Source organism: Phyllobacterium sp. CL33Tsu (genome assembly GCF_900113985.1).
In the GTDB taxonomy this organism is placed as follows: domain Bacteria; phylum Pseudomonadota; class Alphaproteobacteria; order Rhizobiales; family Rhizobiaceae; genus Phyllobacterium; species Phyllobacterium pellucidum.
In genome coordinates this window covers 349,625-366,544 of sequence record NZ_FORJ01000002.1, presented here as the reverse complement: position 1 = coordinate 366,544, position 16,920 = coordinate 349,625, and the positions used below count along the sequence as shown (strand labels likewise).

General features: G+C 59.2%; 18 protein-coding genes. 11 read left to right on the top strand and 7 right to left on the bottom strand.

The genetic code is table 11. The features are described 5' to 3' along the window. The first annotated feature begins 5 nt into the window (after window positions 1-5). The 5 genes from phnE (BM074_RS11395) to phnN all read left to right on the top strand — a co-directional run bounded on the left by phnE (BM074_RS11395) (window position 6) and on the right by phnN (window position 4,862). On the top strand, window positions 6-974 hold the full coding sequence (phnE, locus tag BM074_RS11395; RefSeq protein WP_091922052.1) for a phosphonate ABC transporter, permease protein PhnE: 969 nt from the start codon (window positions 6-8) through the stop codon (window positions 972-974). Beyond that, entirely contained in the window at window positions 971-2,302 is a 1,332-nt protein-coding gene (gene phnE, locus BM074_RS11390; RefSeq protein ID WP_027231730.1) for a phosphonate ABC transporter, permease protein PhnE, read from the top strand. Before phnE (BM074_RS11395) ends, phnE (BM074_RS11390) begins: the two co-directional genes overlap by 4 nt. 85 nt (window positions 2,303-2,387) lie before the next feature. Further along, window positions 2,388-3,095 carry a DUF1045 domain-containing protein gene (locus BM074_RS11385; protein WP_091922051.1) on the top strand — a complete coding sequence of 236 codons (708 nt, stop codon included), beginning with the start codon at window positions 2,388-2,390 and terminating at the stop codon, window positions 3,093-3,095. A 1-nt stretch (window position 3,096) separates the two neighbouring features. Continuing rightward, window positions 3,097-4,236 (top strand): alpha-D-ribose 1-methylphosphonate 5-triphosphate diphosphatase, encoded by a 1,140-nt coding sequence (locus BM074_RS11380; RefSeq protein ID WP_091922049.1) that lies wholly within the window; start codon window positions 3,097-3,099, stop codon window positions 4,234-4,236. Window positions 4,237-4,247: 11 nt separating this feature from the next. Beyond that, on the top strand, window positions 4,248-4,862 hold the full coding sequence (gene phnN, locus BM074_RS11375) for a phosphonate metabolism protein/1,5-bisphosphokinase (PRPP-forming) PhnN (protein ID WP_348271658.1): 615 nt from the start codon (window positions 4,248-4,250) through the stop codon (window positions 4,860-4,862). A 61-nt stretch (window positions 4,863-4,923) separates the two neighbouring features. On the opposite strand, the gene BM074_RS11370 is transcribed toward phnN, so the two are convergent. Further along, the gene (locus BM074_RS11370; protein WP_027231726.1) at window positions 4,924-5,985 is read right to left on the bottom strand and encodes a porin; all 1,062 of its coding nucleotides are present in this window, start codon (window positions 5,983-5,985) and stop codon (window positions 4,924-4,926) included. A gap of 355 nt (window positions 5,986-6,340) precedes the next feature. Between BM074_RS11370 and BM074_RS11365 the strand changes: the two genes are divergently transcribed. From BM074_RS11365 to BM074_RS11355, 3 genes are all read left to right on the top strand, one after another. Next, entirely contained in the window at window positions 6,341-7,231 is an 891-nt protein-coding gene (locus BM074_RS11365; RefSeq protein ID WP_091922046.1) for a dihydrodipicolinate synthase family protein, read from the top strand. Between the two features lie 129 nt (window positions 7,232-7,360). Next, window positions 7,361-8,359, top strand: a complete 999-nt coding sequence (dusA, locus tag BM074_RS11360; protein ID WP_244532819.1) for a tRNA dihydrouridine(20/20a) synthase DusA — start codon at window positions 7,361-7,363, stop codon at window positions 8,357-8,359. A gap of 317 nt (window positions 8,360-8,676) precedes the next feature. Further along, window positions 8,677-9,501 carry a glycosyltransferase domain-containing protein gene (locus tag BM074_RS11355; RefSeq protein WP_091922042.1) on the top strand — a complete coding sequence of 275 codons (825 nt, stop codon included), beginning with the start codon at window positions 8,677-8,679 and terminating at the stop codon, window positions 9,499-9,501. Between the two features lie 3 nt (window positions 9,502-9,504). Here BM074_RS11355 and BM074_RS11350 read toward each other — a convergent pair whose 3' ends face one another. From BM074_RS11350 to BM074_RS11335, 4 genes are all read right to left on the bottom strand, one after another. Further along, a complete protein-coding gene (locus BM074_RS11350; protein WP_175498995.1) occupies window positions 9,505-10,272 on the bottom strand; it encodes an FkbM family methyltransferase in 768 nt (255 codons plus the stop codon). A gap of 279 nt (window positions 10,273-10,551) precedes the next feature. Beyond that, a complete protein-coding gene (locus tag BM074_RS11345) occupies window positions 10,552-11,256 on the bottom strand; it encodes a TIGR02281 family clan AA aspartic protease (protein WP_027231723.1) in 705 nt (234 codons plus the stop codon). Between the two features lie 5 nt (window positions 11,257-11,261). Beyond that, window positions 11,262-11,495 (bottom strand): DUF1289 domain-containing protein, encoded by a 234-nt coding sequence (locus BM074_RS11340; RefSeq protein ID WP_091922038.1) that lies wholly within the window; start codon window positions 11,493-11,495, stop codon window positions 11,262-11,264. Between the two features lie 19 nt (window positions 11,496-11,514). After that, on the bottom strand, window positions 11,515-12,282 hold the full coding sequence (locus BM074_RS11335) for an adenosylcobinamide-GDP ribazoletransferase (RefSeq protein ID WP_091922036.1): 768 nt from the start codon (window positions 12,280-12,282) through the stop codon (window positions 11,515-11,517). 125 nt (window positions 12,283-12,407) lie between these two features. Between BM074_RS11335 and cobT the strand changes: the two genes are divergently transcribed. Next, window positions 12,408-13,427 (top strand): nicotinate-nucleotide--dimethylbenzimidazole phosphoribosyltransferase, encoded by a 1,020-nt coding sequence (gene cobT, locus BM074_RS11330; protein WP_091922034.1) that lies wholly within the window; start codon window positions 12,408-12,410, stop codon window positions 13,425-13,427. 30 nt (window positions 13,428-13,457) lie between these two features. On the opposite strand, the gene BM074_RS11325 is transcribed toward cobT, so the two are convergent. Further along, a complete protein-coding gene (locus tag BM074_RS11325; RefSeq protein WP_027231719.1) occupies window positions 13,458-13,904 on the bottom strand; it encodes a DoxX family protein in 447 nt (148 codons plus the stop codon). An 87-nt stretch (window positions 13,905-13,991) separates the two neighbouring features. Continuing rightward, complete coding sequence (locus BM074_RS11320) at window positions 13,992-15,512, bottom strand: sensor histidine kinase (RefSeq protein ID WP_091922032.1); 1,521 nt, start codon at window positions 15,510-15,512, stop codon at window positions 13,992-13,994. A gap of 157 nt (window positions 15,513-15,669) precedes the next feature. On the opposite strand from BM074_RS11320, the gene BM074_RS11315 reads away from it, so the two are divergent. Both BM074_RS11315 and BM074_RS11310 read left to right on the top strand, forming a co-directional pair. Next, entirely contained in the window at window positions 15,670-16,311 is a 642-nt protein-coding gene (locus tag BM074_RS11315) for a thermonuclease family protein (protein WP_091922030.1), read from the top strand. Beyond that, complete coding sequence (locus BM074_RS11310) at window positions 16,308-16,919, top strand: glutathione S-transferase (protein ID WP_091922028.1); 612 nt, start codon at window positions 16,308-16,310, stop codon at window positions 16,917-16,919. The genes BM074_RS11315 and BM074_RS11310 overlap by 4 nt, the downstream gene beginning before the upstream one ends. Window position 16,920: the final 1 nt, after the last annotated feature.

The following is a 16,920-nucleotide window of genomic DNA, read 5'->3' as shown; positions in this document are numbered from 1 at the left end:
GGTTGATGAGCCAGGCTACGACCACCACCCTGTCGCCCGACGGTATCGAGATAGAACGCCACTGGCTGGAGCTTGCGACGCGCCGGCGTGCCTATTCATGGCTGATCGGCATTGGTCTGCTCGTGGCGGTCGCCGGGTCCCTGTGGTTCGCCAACGACTCAAACGCCGGCAAGTTCTTCGACCGTCTGCCGCACTTCTTCGAGTTTGCGGGCGATCTCGTTCCGCGCGACGGCTGGGAAGTGTGGCGGGCCTTGTTCGATCTGCCGTCACCATATTACGACGGCAGCCTTAAATACGATTATCCGGAAGGCCGGGTCTATCTGTTCGGCGGGTTCTACTTCCCGGAATATTTCTACAAGATGCTGCAGACCCTCAATATCGCGATCCTTTCGACGCTTGTCGGCTTCATCTTCGGCTTCCTGCTCTGCTTCCTTGCCGCCAAGAACCTCGTCAAGAACCGGCTCATCCGCGGCGTCGTGCGCCGGACGATGGAGATCCTGCGCGCGTTCCCAGAGATCGTTATCGCCGGCTTCTTCGCCGCAATCCTCTCGCTCGGCGCCATACCCGCCATGTTCGCCGTGGCCATCCATACGATCGGCGCGCTCGGCAAGCTTTTCTTCGAAGTCGTCGAGAATGCCGACATGAAACCGGATGAGGGTTTGCGCGCCGCCGGCGCCAACTGGTTCGAACGGGTCGGTTTCGGCATCGTGCCGCAAGTGATGCCCAATTTCATGTCCTATGCGCTGCTTCGCCTTGAAATCAATGTGCGTGCCTCGACGATCATCGGCGCGGTCGGCGGCGGCGGCATCGGCGAGGAACTGCGCCTGTCGATCGGCCGCGGCCACCAGGCAAAGACGCTTGCCATCGTCCTTCTGCTGCTGGTGACGATCATCGCCGTCGATCAGTTTTCCGCCTGGCTGCGCCGCCGTCTCGTCGGCAAGCAGGCCTTCGCCTTTGGAGGCAAACAGTCATGACCGCCCTGTCCGCTGCCGCCATTGCCGATTACGAAAGCCGTCACCCGGAGGTCTTCAACCCGCCCGTGTGGAAGCGCTTCCTGCCGCTGTTCATCGCTTCCGGCATCGTTCTTTACGTCGTCTACTGCTGGTGGTTCTTTTCGATCGGCACCGTGCTCGCGAGCGGGCAGTGGCAGCGCGCCGAAATTTATGCGCGCGACTGGGTCTCCTACGCGGTCAGGGCGACCGTCAAGATGAGCCCGGAGGCGACAACAGTTTCCTATCCGCGTTTTTCCGAGCTTGGCAACAATCCCAATCCGGATTGGGTGATCAAGAACGGCAATGACGTGTCGATCCGCTTCGGCTCCAGCAAGTCGCTCGATATCAACGCCCAGCGTGTGATTGCGACGCGGGGAAGCGAAAGCCTGACGATCCTGCTCGAACCGAACGGCGCCAAGCCGCAAGGGACCTTGCCGAAATGGGCACAGCTGAAGGAGGACCAGGTTACGGTGAATTTCGGCTTTGCCGGGCAGGCGGATATCATTCCCGAGCGTGTCGTGGTGAGCCGGCGCTTCCTCGGATGGGCCAATTTCGTCTTCGATACCGCCTCGCCATTCTGGGGCAAGTCGTTCGGCGAAGTGATGTCGATGATCACCAGCGGCGAGCGCATCAAGCCTGAGATGTCGAATGCAGCGCTTGCCTTCGATAACATCTGGTACAATTCATCGTGGCAGCATGGCGACGTTTGGACCAAGCTCCTGCAGACAATCGTCATGGCCTTCATCGGCACCTTGCTTGCAACGATCATCGCGTTTCCGCTCGCGTTTGTTGCGGCTCGCAACATCATGCCGAATTTCTTCGCCAACCAGATTACCAAGCGCTTCTTCGATTTCCTGCGCTCGGTGGACATGCTGATCTGGGCACTTTTCTTCACCCGCGCCTTCGGTCCGGGGCCGCTTGCCGGTATCGCCGCGATCTTCTTCACCGATACGGGCACGCTCGGCAAGGTCTATTCGGAGACGCTGGAAAACATCGATGACAAGCAGCGCGAGGGTGTCAAATCCGTGGGTGCATCGCCGGTGAACGTGCAACGCTATGGCGTCGTGCCGCAGGTCCTGCCGGTATTCGCCAGCCAGGCGCTCTACTTCTGGGAATCGAACACGCGCTCGGCGACGATCATCGGCGCCGTCGGTGCGGGCGGCATCGGCCTCAAGCTGTGGGAGGCGATGCGCACCAACACCAACTGGCATAATGTCGCCTATATGGTCGTGCTCATTCTCATCGTCATCTTCATCTTCGACAATATTTCCAACGCACTGCGCTCGCGCCTGACTGGAAAGCAGCACTAGATTGTCGATCCGCAGATCCCAAGTGATACAAAGCTTGTCATAATTGGAGTGTAACGCGAGACTGTTTTTAGGGAATCACACTGACATGCGCTATGCGATCTACTTCACGCCGCCGGCCAGCGACCCGCTTCTCAAAGTCGCGGCGAATTGGCTCGGCCGCAATGCCTTCAGCGGGCAAGCGGTGAAGGTCCCGCATATTCGCGGGCTCGATCCGGCGGACTTCGCGCAGCTTACCGACTCGCCACGCCGCTACGGTTTCCATGCGACGCTGAAAGCGCCTTTCCGTCTGGCGGAGGGGCTTGAAGAGCGCGAACTGCTTTCCGCCATGATGCATTTTGCCTCCTCGGTCGATCCGGTCGAAATTCCAAAACTTGAAATTCGCTGCCTTGGCGGTTTCTTCGCGCTTGTTCCGAGCGAGCCGCTTGACCGCCTCAACCAGTTGGCAAACGATATTGTCGTCGCCTTCGATCGCTTCCGCGCCGCTCCAAGCGAGCAGGAGATCAAGCGGCGCAATCCCGATGCGCTTTCGGTATCAGAGCAACGCAATCTCGAACAGTGGGGCTATCCCTACGTGTTCGAGGATTTCCGTTTTCACATGACCCTGACCGGTCCTGTACCGGAGGCCGACCAGCCAAGGATTGAACGCATCCTCAGTGAATTCCTTGAGCCGGTTCTCGAAGAGCCGGTCGAGATCAACAATCTTGCTCTATTTACCGAGGCCCATCCTGGATCTCCCTTTGAAATCAACTCACTGCACCCGCTTGCTGGAACGAACCGTAGAAAGTCTGCCTGAAATGTCCGCCGAACTGATCTTGAACAATGCGAAAATCGTCCTCGAAAACGAAGTCATCACCGGTTCCGTCCTGGTGCGTGACGGCAAGATAGCCGACATTGCGGAAGGAACGGCATCCGGCAGCGAGGATTTCGGCGGCGACTATCTCATACCCGGCCTCGTGGAACTCCATACCGATCACCTCGAGGGGCATTATCTCCCGCGCCCGCGGGTACGCTGGAACCCGATCGCGGCTGTCCTTGCCCACGATGCGCAGATCGCCACCTCCGGCATTACGACTGTTCTCGATGCGCTGCGCGTCGGCATGGATGAGGATGCGGACCTTTCGGCGCCGGAAATGCGCAAGCTCGGCGACGCAATAGAGAACAGCGTTCATGAGGGCCGGTTGAGAGCCGATCACTATCTGCATCTGCGCTGTGAAGTCTCGGCGCCGGATTGCCTTGAGAGCTTTCAACTGTTCGAGAATGACAGCCGTGTGCGGCTCGCATCGTTGATGGACCATGCGCCGGGACAGCGCCAGTTCGTCGATCTCGAAACCTACGCCTACTATTACCAGCGCAAGCTGAAGCTCAGCGACCGCGATTTCCAATTGTATTGCGAGAAACGCATGGGCGAGTCCGCGCAGTATTCGGGCCCGCAGCGCGAGGCGCTGGCGGAAAAATGCCGCGCGCGTGGCATCGTTCTCGCTAGCCACGACGATGCGACGCAAGCGCACGTGGACGAGGCCATAGAGCAGGGCATCCACGTTGCCGAGTTTCCAACGACGCTCCAGGCGGCGGCTGCGTCCAAACGCGCCGGCCTTGCCGTCCTGATGGGTGCGCCCAATGTCGTGCGCGGCGGCTCGCATTCCGGCAACGTCTCGGCGCGCGAACTCGTGGAGCACGGTTATCTCGACATTCTGTCGTCCGACTACATTCCGTTCAGCCTGATCCAGTCGACCTTCATGCTGAGCGAGACCGCGGACAGCATATCGCTGCCGGATTCGGTGCGCCTCGTCACCAAGAACCCGGCTGAGGCGGTTGGTTTCGACGACCGCGGCGTCATCGAGATCGGCAAGCGCGCCGACCTCGTACGCGTTCGCGTCGATGAGCACATTCCCGTGGTCCGCACTGTCTGGCGCGAAGGCCGCCGGGTCGTATGATGGCCGCCGCAATGATCGAACGCGCACTCGAGTTGGGGTCCGCGCCGTTGCGCAACGGCGCCTTCGTTGCGGTTGTCGGGCCGAGCGGGGCCGGCAAGGATACGATTATCGACTATGCCCGCGCTGCGCTCGCCAATGAGCCGGGATTCCATTTCGTCCGCCGCGTGGTCACCCGGCCTTCGGCGGTCGATGCGGAGGACCACGATACACTGAGCGAGGACGCGTTTTTGACGGCCAAGCGCGAAGGAGCGTTCTGCCACGACTGGTTCGCCCATGGGCTTTACTACGGCTTGCCGAAATCAGTCGATCACGAGATCGAACGGGGCGGGGTCGCGATCGCCAATGTATCGCGCGGCATTCTCCCCGATCTGAAATCGGCCTACGCCAATTTCCTGGTGGTCCATATTACGGCTTCGCCTGAGGTTCTGGCGCATCGCCTTGCGGCGCGCGGGCGCGAAAGCGCCGAGGAGATCGAGCGTCGCCTGATGCGGGCCGCGCCCAATCCATGCGATCCGGAAAATGCCGTTATGATCGACAATTCAGGTCCGGTCGCCGACGCGGGCGATGAACTCGTGGCGCTTTTGCGAAAATCGGCAGCAGTCGCTGCGGTTTCGGACCAGATTTGATTGCAGCTTTGTCGTAGAGGTATCCGGAGGCGTTTGCCTCCGGATTTTTTGTGTCAGGCGATCAGAAATTCCGCTGGAAGCGGACGATGCCACCGAGGGCATCGTCGTTGACGAGTGTGCCGTCGCCCTGACGGAAGTCCTCGAACTTGGTGTAGTTGATTTCCGGCGTGATCGTGAAACCAGGTACAAGTTCGTAGGCAACATTGAGGGCAAAGGCGTAGGTCCCCTCAGATGCGTACGCACCCTGACCGTTGACCGTCGCCTTGTCGGAAAGCTTTGCAGCAAAACCGGCCCAGGCGGCCCAGTCGCCCTGCCACGGCGTCAGGAAGTTGCGTTCCTCGCGCGTGGAGTCGTAGTCGGACTGGTAGGCCCCCATGCCCCAGACCTTGAACGTATCGGTGATGTTAACATCGAGGCGCGCCTTGGCGGCAAAGGCCTCGACGTTGGAATCGTAGCCGACGATACCGGACAGCGTTCCCCAACCCTGCTCGTACTTGGCGCCGGCCATGACATGCGGCATGTAGTTGTCGATGACGTAGTCGGGATAATCGTCGTGCACCGAGCCCTGTTCAGCGGCGACGATGGCCGAGAAACCGTCTGCCCCTGTGAACGTGTAGCTCACCTGGTTGCTCTGCCAGCTGTTGTAGTTGATCACGTCGTCATTGATGATATCGCCGGCATAGCCGTTCCAGGCGCCGAAGATTTCATCGGCAACGCCGACACGGAAGCCACCGAGCTCGATGAACGCCTGCGGGAGGCTGGCGCCGTCATCCGAACCATCGGTAAAGTCGAAGCGCGACTGGATGTAGGAACGCAAAGTGCCGAGTTCGGTCTCGGAACGGGCGTCGAAGCGAACCTCGGCGCGCGTGTGCTTGGCCCAAGTGTCGAGCGGGCCGCCATTATAGACGTCGTCACCCCCCTGTGCGTCGTAGCGGACATAGCCGCTTACCTTGAGGCAGGTTTCCGTTCCCGGAATATAGAAGAAGCCCGTGCCATAAGCATCGCAAACCCGCACATATTCGACGGGTTCAGGTTCCGCCACGACAACCGCGTCGGCGGCGCGTGCTCCTGAAACTGCAACCAGCGCTGCAGCGGAACCAAGGAGGAAGCTCTTTATTCGCATTATCGGTTCTCCGATCAAGTTGATACCAAAGCTCGTGTCCCCGCAGCAGGGATATTCCTGTTCGTTTGATCACGCAAAATCGATATGCAATCGAACCGCCGGTTCGGAAATCGCTGTTGCGGTTTTGACACGCGGGGTAATGACTTGGTTTCGTCGGGGCGCAATTGCCCAAACAATAGGGCTTTGCGTAACACGATAAAGAATTAGGCAAAATTAGACTTTAGTCTCTGAATTGGATGTCCCGGAGTGCATTAACGGCTAAATCCGCCTGGTTTTCATACATGTTCATTGTATATCGATGTATTAAGACGATCAGTCTTAACGAATTCAGGCTGATTCAACCGAGGGAAAAACTTTGCTGTTTCATGGTCTATCCGCATTTCCGATTACGCCTGCAGATGAGAGCGGGCACGTTAACGTCGAATCGCTCTGCCGGCTGCTGGAGCGGCTGGAGCGCGCCGGCGTCGATTCGGTCGGCCTTCTCGGCAGCACCGGTTCCTACATGTATCTTTCGCGTGCTGAAAGACGCCGGACGATCGAGGCGGCGAGGGAATGTCTCGGCGGGCGGGTGCCCATCATCGTCAGCGCCGGCGCCTTGAGGACGGGCGACGCCGAGGATCTCGCGCGCGACGCCAAGCGTGCGGGTGCAGACGGCCTTCTTCTCGCCCCGGTCTCCTATACCCCGCTAACCGATGACGAAGTGCTTCAGCATTATAGTGGCGTCGCCGGCGCCACCGATCTTCCCCTGTGCGTCTACAACAATCCGGGCACCACGCATTTTACGATCAGCAATGCGCTGCTCGCACGCATGGCCGCGGTACCGAATATCGTGGCAGTGAAAAATCCCGCGCAGCCTTTACCGGAGATGCGAGCGGTGCACCAAGCGCTTGAGGCCCAACTCCCTGCCGGGTTTGCCATTGGCTATAGCGGCGACTGGAATGCGCCGGGGGCGCTGCTTGCCGGCGGGGCCGCGTGGTACAGCGTGGTTGCCGGGCTGCTGCCGGTACCATCGCTGAAAGTGGCGCGTGCCGCAAAGGTCGGTAATGTCGCCGAGGTCGAGCGCATCGATGGCCTATTCGCGCCCCTCTTTGCCTTGTTCAAGGAGCTTTCGAGCTATCGGGTGGTTCATGCCGCGGCAAATGCCATGGGGCTTGCGACCACAAAGCCGCCGTTGCCCATCTTGCCGCTTTCCACCGCCGATCAGGACCGCATCATGACGGCAATCAGCGCATTGGATGCGGTTTGAGCCTTGTCCAGCGCTGATCCTGCGCTAAATAGCCGGTGATGGACCTTGCGCTGCAGGGCGTGGTAAAGAGCCGCGAAGGCGCAAGGCCCTAAAAGGCGTGCGCTGAGCTTAACGACCTGGATGAATTTGATGGCAAACCTCTATGCCAACGGAGAAAATATCTTCGCCGTGGCCCCGATGATCGACTGGACCGATCGGCATTGCAGAATGCTGCATCGCCAGTTCACGCGCCGCGCGCTGCTCTATACCGAAATGGTCGTCGCTGATGCTGCCATCCACGGCAAGCGCGAAAAAATTCTTGGTTTTGATCCTGAAGAGCATCCTGTTGCGCTGCAGCTTGGCGGATCGGATCCGTCGAAGCTGGCGCAGGCGTCAGCGATCGGCGAGGCCATGGGATACAAGGAAATCAACCTCAATGTCGGTTGCCCGTCGGACCGCGTGCAGTCGGGTGCGTTCGGCGCCTGCCTGATGCAAACGCCCGATATCGTCGCGGCTTGCATCGACGCGATGAAACAGGCCGTTGCAATACCAGTAACCGTCAAGTGCCGGATCGGCGTCGATGACCAGGACACGCAAGCCGCCCTCGACGATCTGACGGGCCGTGTCTTTGCGGCAGGGGCGGATGCCTTGTGGGTGCATGCGCGCAAAGCCTGGCTCAAGGGCCTTTCGCCAAAGGAAAATCGCGAAATTCCGCCGCTCGACTACGACCGCGTCTATCGCCTGAAGCAGGACAATCCTTCGAAATTCATTGGCATTAATGGCGGTATCCAGTCGCTCGCAGAAGCTGAACGGCACTTGCGGAACGTCGATGGCGTGATGGTGGGGCGCGCGGCCTATCAGGATCCGCTGCTTCTTCTCGATGTCGACCGCAGGATCTATGGCGAGCCAGTGGTTTCGCCGACGATCGAGGGCATCATCGACCACATGTGCGCCTATTCCGATGCGCATATTGCCCGTGGTGGACGGCTCTCGCACGTCACACGGCACATGGTCGGCATGTTCCATGGCGCTCCCGGCGCGCGCCGGTGGCGTCAAATGCTTTCCACGGAGGCCAATCGCGTTGATGCCGACAGCTCGGTGATCCGCCGCGCCTATGCGGGCATCGGGGCCGCCGCCGAGGCGGCGTGACCGGAGGATTGGCAATTCTTACAGAAGGCGTGAACTGGGCAATCTCTCGGTCGTGAGCAAGCCGTCGAACGACCTTATCTCGGCTCAATCATGCGCCGAGCAAATCCATCTATGCAGTCTATTTCGGTTCACTGCTGTAGCCGGGAATCTGTCGGCGAGACAATGAGGAAGCCCCAGCCTACCCTTGAAAAACTCGCCGCCTATGTCGAAAAGAGAGAATAATTCGGAAGCGACAGCCGGTCACCGCGCGTCAAAACGGCTCGTCCATCTACAATTCAAGGTTGAATAAATGGGGTGAGCGGTGGTATCTAAACCCTATGTCATTCATAGAAAAAGTTGCGCGGTACGTTCGTCGCACTCAGAAACGACGCGTCGTCTATACCTGTATGTTTGGTTTCTCGGAACGGTTCAACGATTTCAAGTATGACCGCGACAAGAACATCGATTTCGTCTGCTTTACCGACGATCCGTCGCTGACGTCGGACTTCTGGCAAATTGTTCAGGCAACTCCGTCGACACTCGACCCCCATCGCAGATCAAAGAGCCTGAAGCATAGACCGCACGCACTTTTTCCGGATTACTCAGAGAGCCTTTACGTTGACAATACGATTCGACTGAAGCGATCTCCCTCCGCGATCTTCGATGAGTTTTCCCATAAAGAGAGCCTCCTCGTGGCTTTTCAGCACCCGTGGCGTGATTGCCTTTATGAGGAAGCGGAAATTGTCGCGGCCCTGGGCTATGACGATCACGATTTGATCGAGAAGCAGATGTGCTTTTACCGCGCGAAAGGCTATCCCAAGCACAATGGGCTGAACGCGACGGGCGTATTGCTCCGGCGCCATAATGATCCGCAGGTTATAAAGGCGATGGAGGCATGGGACGCCGAAATGATGCGGTTTTCCAGGCGGGACCAATTGTCGTTCAACTATGCGGTTCGCCAACATGGATTGCGAATTGCGGCATTCTCAGGCTCGCTCCTCGATAATGAAACCATCGAATGGATAACTGATCTGCGACGTTTGCCGAGAGATTTTGATGACGATACATACCTTGAGCTTCATGAGGATGTAGCTCGGGCGAAGCTTAATCCGCGATATCATTATTTGCATCATGGGATGGATGAAGGCCGTAACTACAAGTAGCAATCAGCCCGCTTTCGCAGAAAGAATCATATCATTGCGATAGTAAGTGGGATGGCTGGCGGTCGAGAGTATCATTTCTTCTACGACGGACTTTTGTACGGTGACGAATGTGTCCGTAGACAGGTCGTACACCTGCACCGAGAAATTGTCGAAAATCCACGTCAGATCATCTGGCGTAAGGAATAGAATCTCCATCAGAATCTCGAAGCAGTCCATTTGGTTCAAGGTAGGTAGCGCCGATTTCAAGACAGGCAGTTCATAGCCCTCAATATCGATCTTAATCGCCGCGCGCACGTGGCGGAGATCGTTGATATTAAGCAGACTGTCGAAGGTGATTGTGGGGACCCGCAAGGAATCGTAACGATCCGAAGGTTCGCCGCGTTGAAGACTGGCGAACCGGGTTGTGCCCGACCATTGACGATCCACCAACAGAATTGCCGTGCCGATGGTATCGGATATAGCCTTTCGAACGATCCGGACATTCTGGCCCGCCTCGCGCAGCGTACGGTCAAGATAAATCGCTATTTGAGGATTTGCCTCGACAGCAGTTATCCTGACATGCGGCGATAATCGTAATCCGACCAGCATTTCACCGTAATTCGCTCCGATGTCAATGACATCAGTCCAGTCAGTGCGCGCGACCAACTGCTGCCACATCGTCAAGGTTGGCGGGTTCAGACTGCCATTTTTTTCAATCATCTGCCTGCCGCGTTCATCTTGGGGATTGACGTAGATGGCGTGGCCATTTTGGTTCGCAACGGCGATCGGCAAATTATGCCGCCATTGTTGATAGGCTTGCGGGAGACGTCTGTGAGCTTGAAATGTGAAGATCCACCATGACAATCGGAGGCACCGCCAAGCAAGTCGCCCAAAGTATGGATATCGATCGGAGTAGCTGCGCAAACGCGAAGCAGCCTTATCATAGTAACTCGTCAATCGATTCTCACTCGTTTGATAGGGGTTCCGCACACTACCCAATGCGGACATGAGCAGCAATCGTGCAATTGGTTCTCTATCGCCGTAACTGTGGAGGCAGTTGAAAAATTGACATTAATCCGAAAGTACCAGCCGGTCGCCGCGCATCGAAAAGCCGCTGAGTGAGTTGAGAAAGTTCATCCCGAGCAGGCTGCCGTCCATGCGGCCGTCCTGAATCACCATGGCGCGGACGTTGCGCCGCTCGATAGCGCCGATCTTGACCTCGTCCAGGGTGACGTTGGCGGCCTTGGCCATGCCGTTCGCGGTCAGCACGGACGTGGCATAGGCAAGCTTGTCGGGATCGAGCCCGGCCCGGCGTGCATCGCCGGCCGAAAGGACGATGGAGGAAGCGCCGGTATCGACCATGAACGGCACCGTCGCGCCGTTGACCTCGCCGCGCACCTCGAAATGTCCGCTTTCCGATTTCGCCAGCGTCACCGTGATCAAACCATCGGCATCACGGTTGGAGATCGGGCTGCCGGGAATAAGGCCGGCGGTAATGCGGTGGCCGACATCCTGCAATTCATAGCGATATTGATAACCGGCAACGAGGGCGAGGATGATGACGATCCAGATTGCCATGCTGCGCAGGAAATGGCCGAGCCGGATGCCTGAGCCGAGAAGCGCAGAGGCGAGCACGATGCCCCAGATGCCCATATAGGCAAAGCGGGCAAAATCGTCATTGGCCATGCCGAAGGTCGAGCCGGCGTCACTGTTGGCCATCAGAAGGAGCAAGGCTGCGCCGACCAGTGCAATGATAATCCAGAATAGCCGGCCCATGCTGGTCAGGCCTCCTCTTCGCGCTCGCGCGCCATGCGGCTGCGGCGGGTTTCGCGGCGGGGACGCCGCTCGACTGTTTCGAGGCGGGACGGGAGGACCGCCATGATCGCGCGCCGGGCTTCAGGCGAAAAGTTCGACCATGTCCCGATTTCCTCGCGCGTGCGACCGCAACCGAAGCAGTACCCGGTCTTCATGTCGATGGCGCAAACGAGGATGCACGGTGACTCGATGATGCTCATGTTTCAACAATTGGTATGATCAGAGGACAATGACAAGCCCAAGCAGCAGCGAAATAGAGACGAACTGCTGCAGGGCTCCCAGCGTATCGCCCGTCTGCCCGCCGATCTTTGCGCGGCAGAGCGCGGCAAAGCCGAAAAACGCAAGGGTGGCCAGGGCGACGGCGGCGATGACTGCGAGGATGCCGGCGGCAAAGCCATAGCCTACCGCAAGCACGACGCCACCTATGGCGAGGGCAGAATTGGCGGCATTTGTGGTCGGAACGCCGGCCTGGTCGGCAACGCCGCCAGGACGGGCCGAGGGCAGGATTTGCCAGAACTTTGCAAGTGCAGCGCGGCTCGCGGCCTCGGTTCCAATAAGAACGGCGAGCGCCTGCAAAGAACCGACTTCGCCGATGACCGTTGCAAGCAATGCAGTACGCAGGAGCACACTGAAGATAAGGGCGAGGGTGCCATAGGAGCCGATTGCCGAATCCTTCATGATTTCCAGCCGGCGCTGCGGCGAGCTTCCGCCATAAAAGCCGTCGGCCACGTCGGCGAGGCCGTCTTCATGCAAAGCGCCTGTCGTCACGACCAAGACACCGGTGACGAGCAGCGCGCTTGCAACGGCCGACAGCGACCATGTCACCAACAACACAAGCGCCGCGGGCAGGGCGATAATCATCCCGGCGAGGGGAAAGCCGCGCACCGAACTTGCCAGCGCGCCGTCATAATCGCGGAACCAGCGCGACGAAACCGGCAGTCGCGAGAGGAAAGCGAGCGCCCGCATCGTCTCGTTGAGCAAATCCATGCCGCACACCTCTCAATATGGAAGCCGCGACACTCTGTGGCGCGTGTTGACCTTTGCCTTTTTCGATCCAGCGCTTATAGGACGTGGACTTCTAATTTGCCATGAAGACTTGACCGCAAGGGACCATCATGACCACTGGCCTGCCGTTTGACGATTTTCGCACGCTTATCGAGACATTGCCCGGACCCGACGAAGCCGCCGTCGCGGCTGTGCGCAAGCGCGATGCGACGCTGACGAAACCGCCGGGCGCGCTGGGCCGCATGGAACAGATCGTGGAGTGGCTCGCAGCATGGACCGGCCGTTCGCGCCCGCAGGTCACGCGTCCGCTGGTCGCGGTTTTTGCCGGCAATCATGGCGTCACCGCCAAGGGGGTTTCGCCATATCCGTCGTCGGTCACCGCACAGATGGTCGAGAATTTTGCCGCGGGCGGCGCTGCAATCAACCAGATTTGCATCGCCTACGATCTCGGCCTGAAGGTCTTCGACCTCGCACTCGAATATCCGACCGCGGACATCACCGAGGAAGCGGCAATGGATGAGAAGACCTGCGCGGCGACGATGGCGTTCGGCATGGAGTCGATTGCCGGCGGCACCGATCTTCTTTGCATCGGTGAGATGGGCATTGGCAATACGACCATTGCCGCCGCGATCTTCCACGGCCTCTATGGCGGCACGGCTGAAGAATGGGTCGGCCCGGGCACGGGCGCCGATGGTGAGGGCCTGCGTCGCAAGATCGAAGCTGTCCGCACGGCAGTTGCCTTGCATGCCTCACATCTCAAGGATCCGCTCGAACTCCTGCGCCGGCTCGGCGGGCGCGAGATTGCTGCCATGGTCGGCGCCATCCTCGCAGCGCGCGTCGAGAAAATCCCCGTTATCATCGACGGCTATGTTGCGACTGCCGCCGCTGCGATCCTCCACCGCGCCAATCCGCAGGCGATCGATCATTGCCTTTTCGGGCATGTCTCGGCGGAGCCGGGCCATCGCAAGGTTCTCGAACAACTCGGCAAGAAGCCGCTGCTCGACCTCGGGATGCGGCTCGGCGAAGGCACCGGCGCGGCGCTTGCCGCCGGCATCGTCAAGGCCGCAGCGCTTTGCCACTCCGGCATGGCGACCTTCGACCAGGCGGGCGTCAGCAACCGCGAATGACATAGGCTCGCGCAAGCGGGCCTTCGTTTTTTAGAATTCCTTGCCAATCCTCGCGTCGAGCGAGTGACGGCTTGCGCCCCGGATGACGAAGAAAAACAGGATAGCCGTCCAGAGGATCGACTTTTCCGAACCGCCCCAACCCTGTCCCTGCACGATCCAGTGGTAGTAGATGGTGACGAGAAGTACGATCGTCGTTGCGAAGGCGGCGGGGCGCGTCAGTAGCCCGAGCACGAGCAGAATGCCCCCGAAGAACTCTGTGGCAGCCAGGAGAGGCGACCAGAAGACGCCGGGGTAGAAGCCGAGCCCCTCGACCATGCCGACTGCGCCGAGGGGATTGGCGATCTTGCCCGATCCATGGACAATGAGTGCCGCACCGGCGACGACACGCAGGATCGTCTCGGAAAGGTCACCGAGCGACTGGTAGATGCGGCCGAGCGCCGGGATGATGAGAGGGCGGTCATTGCCGTTGGCGTTCATTGGTTACCCGTTGATTTCGTTGCGTTAACGCCAGCAATGCAGACGCGCCACGCGAGGGCAAATGACAATAAATTGAAGTGGAGTGTTTTAAGCAGCTTTTCGGTGCAGGGCACCCCGGCGCCTGGCCTCGTCAGCAATGACACGGCTGCGCGGGAATGTTGCAAGCGCCTCAGTGCCCTCCCGCAGTTTCGAAAACAGGTGGAACTGGCCGTCATGCAGGTTGACGAGGGCCTGCACGATCGGAAGGCCGAGGCCGGTTCCCTGTTCGGCATTCTTGATGGCGATCGAGCCCTGACCGAACGTCGAGAGGACGACGGGAATTTCCTCCGGCGGAATGCCCGGACCATTGTCGCGGATCGTCAGATATTGACCGCCGCCCGCTGTCCAGCCAACCTTGATGTGGACGCGCCCGCCGGTCGGGGTGAACTTGATCGCATTGGCCATGAGATTGAGCACGATCTGGCGGATCGAACGTTCGTCGGCCTTGATGCGCAGCATGCCTTTCTCGAACTGCGGAACGATAGTGATATCCTTGTTGCGCGCCTTGAGCTTCATCATGTGGATGCATTCATTGGCGATATCGGCGAGAAGCAAAGGCTCCTCGTTGATCGTGTACCGGCCAGCCTCGATGCGGCTCAGATCGAGAATCTCGTTGATCAAATTGAGGAGATGCTCACCGGATGCATGAATGTCGCTTGCATATTCGCGGTAGGTGCCGTTCTCGATCGGCCCAAGCACTTCCTTGGCCATCACTTCGGAAAAACCGAGAATGGCATTGAGCGGCGTGCGCAGTTCGTGGCTCATCGAGGCGAGGAAGCGTGATTTCGCAAGGTTGGCTTCTTCGGCGCGCCTGCGCCCTTCGTCGGACATGGCATTGGCTGTTTCAAGTTCAGCGATCAGCGCGTCCTTTTCCGCCTGGAGAGCCAGCGTTATGGCGACGGACTGGTTAAGCCGGAGCGCTACAAGGTAGAAGAAGATGAGGCCGGCAAACAGCATGACCACCATGATGGCCGAAAGCGGACTGCCGAGTTGCTTGGCCGCAAGCAGCGTATAGGCGACGACAGGCAGTGTGAAAGCGGCAAGGATCGAGGCGCGCAAGGCGGAGGTGACGATGGCCGTAATCGCCATTGCGAGGATGATCACCACGGCCTTGACGACAGGGTAGTAGCTGATGCCGCATGGCGCGCAATCGAGTACGGCGAAATAGGCCCAGCCAATGCTGGTCATGAAGTGACCGCCGAGAAAAATCATCTGCCATTTGTGGACGTGGCGATTGGCGATGCCGCGCTTTGCCAGCCTGCGCGCCAGCAAGCCGAGAAGCATGTAAAGGCCCATGGTGACCAGGGCCCAGACGATGATGCTGCCACCAAAACCCGAGAAGACGCCGACACCGGCGATCATGACGATCAGGAGCGGGAAGGTTGCCGTGTTCACGATCAGGGCGCGCGTGTGCATGAAGAGCAATTCGCGCTCGAGATGGTTGCCGCCGGCGCGTTCCATCAACTGGTCACGGGCGCCGCGCATGACGGCCGACAGGTCCTTGTTGCGCGGCAGCTTGCGCCGGTCAACAATGTTCTTGTCTGCTGAGATTGCGTCGAGCGATGCCATATGCCTCGTTCCAGATGGCCCAAATCTGCACTTGTCGGCAGCATTGCATCGCAACCCTATTCAGAAATGATTAATAGAGAATCAAACCCATTGCTGCGATTCGAATGATTGAAGCCAGGCACGAGCGCCAGATGCCGAAAACTCTTACGGTTCGCCAATGAGCAGCTATCGCAGGTATCGCCGCCGATGGCCGCGGCCTGCTGAGGCGCAGCGCCCGCCTTTGCGCCGTGCGTTCGATTTTGCGCTGATGATTGTCTTCTTTGCGCTTGTGGCACTGCTTGCTGCGCGGCTGAACGTGCGTCCGCCGCCGGAATTGTTAGCCGGGCGGGCCTATGTCATCGATGGTGACACGGTCTCGATTTCCGGCAATCGAATCCGTCTCAAGGGGATCGACGCGCCGGAGCTTGCGCAGGATTGCGGGAATCGGCAGGCTGCGACGGGCTGCGGGCATGCTTCGCGTCAGGCGCTGATAGGCTTCGTCGGTGGACGGGATGTCCGCTGTGAGGCATCCGGGAAAGATAAATACGACCGGGCGCTCGCCACCTGTTATTCAGGTGACATCAATCTCAATCGCGCTATGGTCGAGGCTGGACAGGCAGTCGCCTATGGCGATTATCATGACGTTGAAGCGAAAGCGGTGCGGGCGAAGCGGGGTCTTTGGGCCATTGAATTCGAGACTCCGCAGGATTGGCGCAGGGAACATGAGGCGGCTGCCAACGAACAAGCGCCGAAATCCTTGCCAGGTCCCGTCGATCAGCTTTTTGCCTGGCTCGGCCGGCTATTGGGAGGACTGTGGTGAAACTCTATGATGGAGGGCGAGCGCCCAACCCGCGCCGATTGCGGATTTTCCTTGCCGAGAAGGGCATCGAGGTGCCGCTGGTTCCAATCGATATGGGAGCGATGGAGCACAAGTCCGCCAGGATCACAGCGCTCAATCCGCTGCAGCGCCTGCCGATCCTCGAACTCGATGACGGCACGATCCTGACCGAGTCAGTGGCGATTTCCCGCTATTTCGAGGAGATGCACCCGGAGCCTCCGCTCTTCGGCGTCGGGGCACTTGGCAAGGCCATGGTGGAAATGTGGAACCGGCGTGTCGAGCTCTATCTCATGGCGGCGATCACCGCCGCCTTCCGCCATACCCACCCCGCCATGATCGAATGGGAGGTGCCACAGGTTCCCGCGTGGGGCGAAGCAAACCGGCCCAAGGCCTTGCAATATATGAAGATCATGGATGACCAACTGGGACGGAACGAGTTCATTGCCGGGAGCCGATTCTCCATTGCCGACATCACCTTGCTCGTTGCAACAGACTTCCTGAAGCCGGCCAAGTTGCAGATACCAGAGGAGTTGGAGCATTTGCGCCGTTGGCATGTTGCGGTATCCGGCCGGCCAAGCGCCAAGGCGTGAC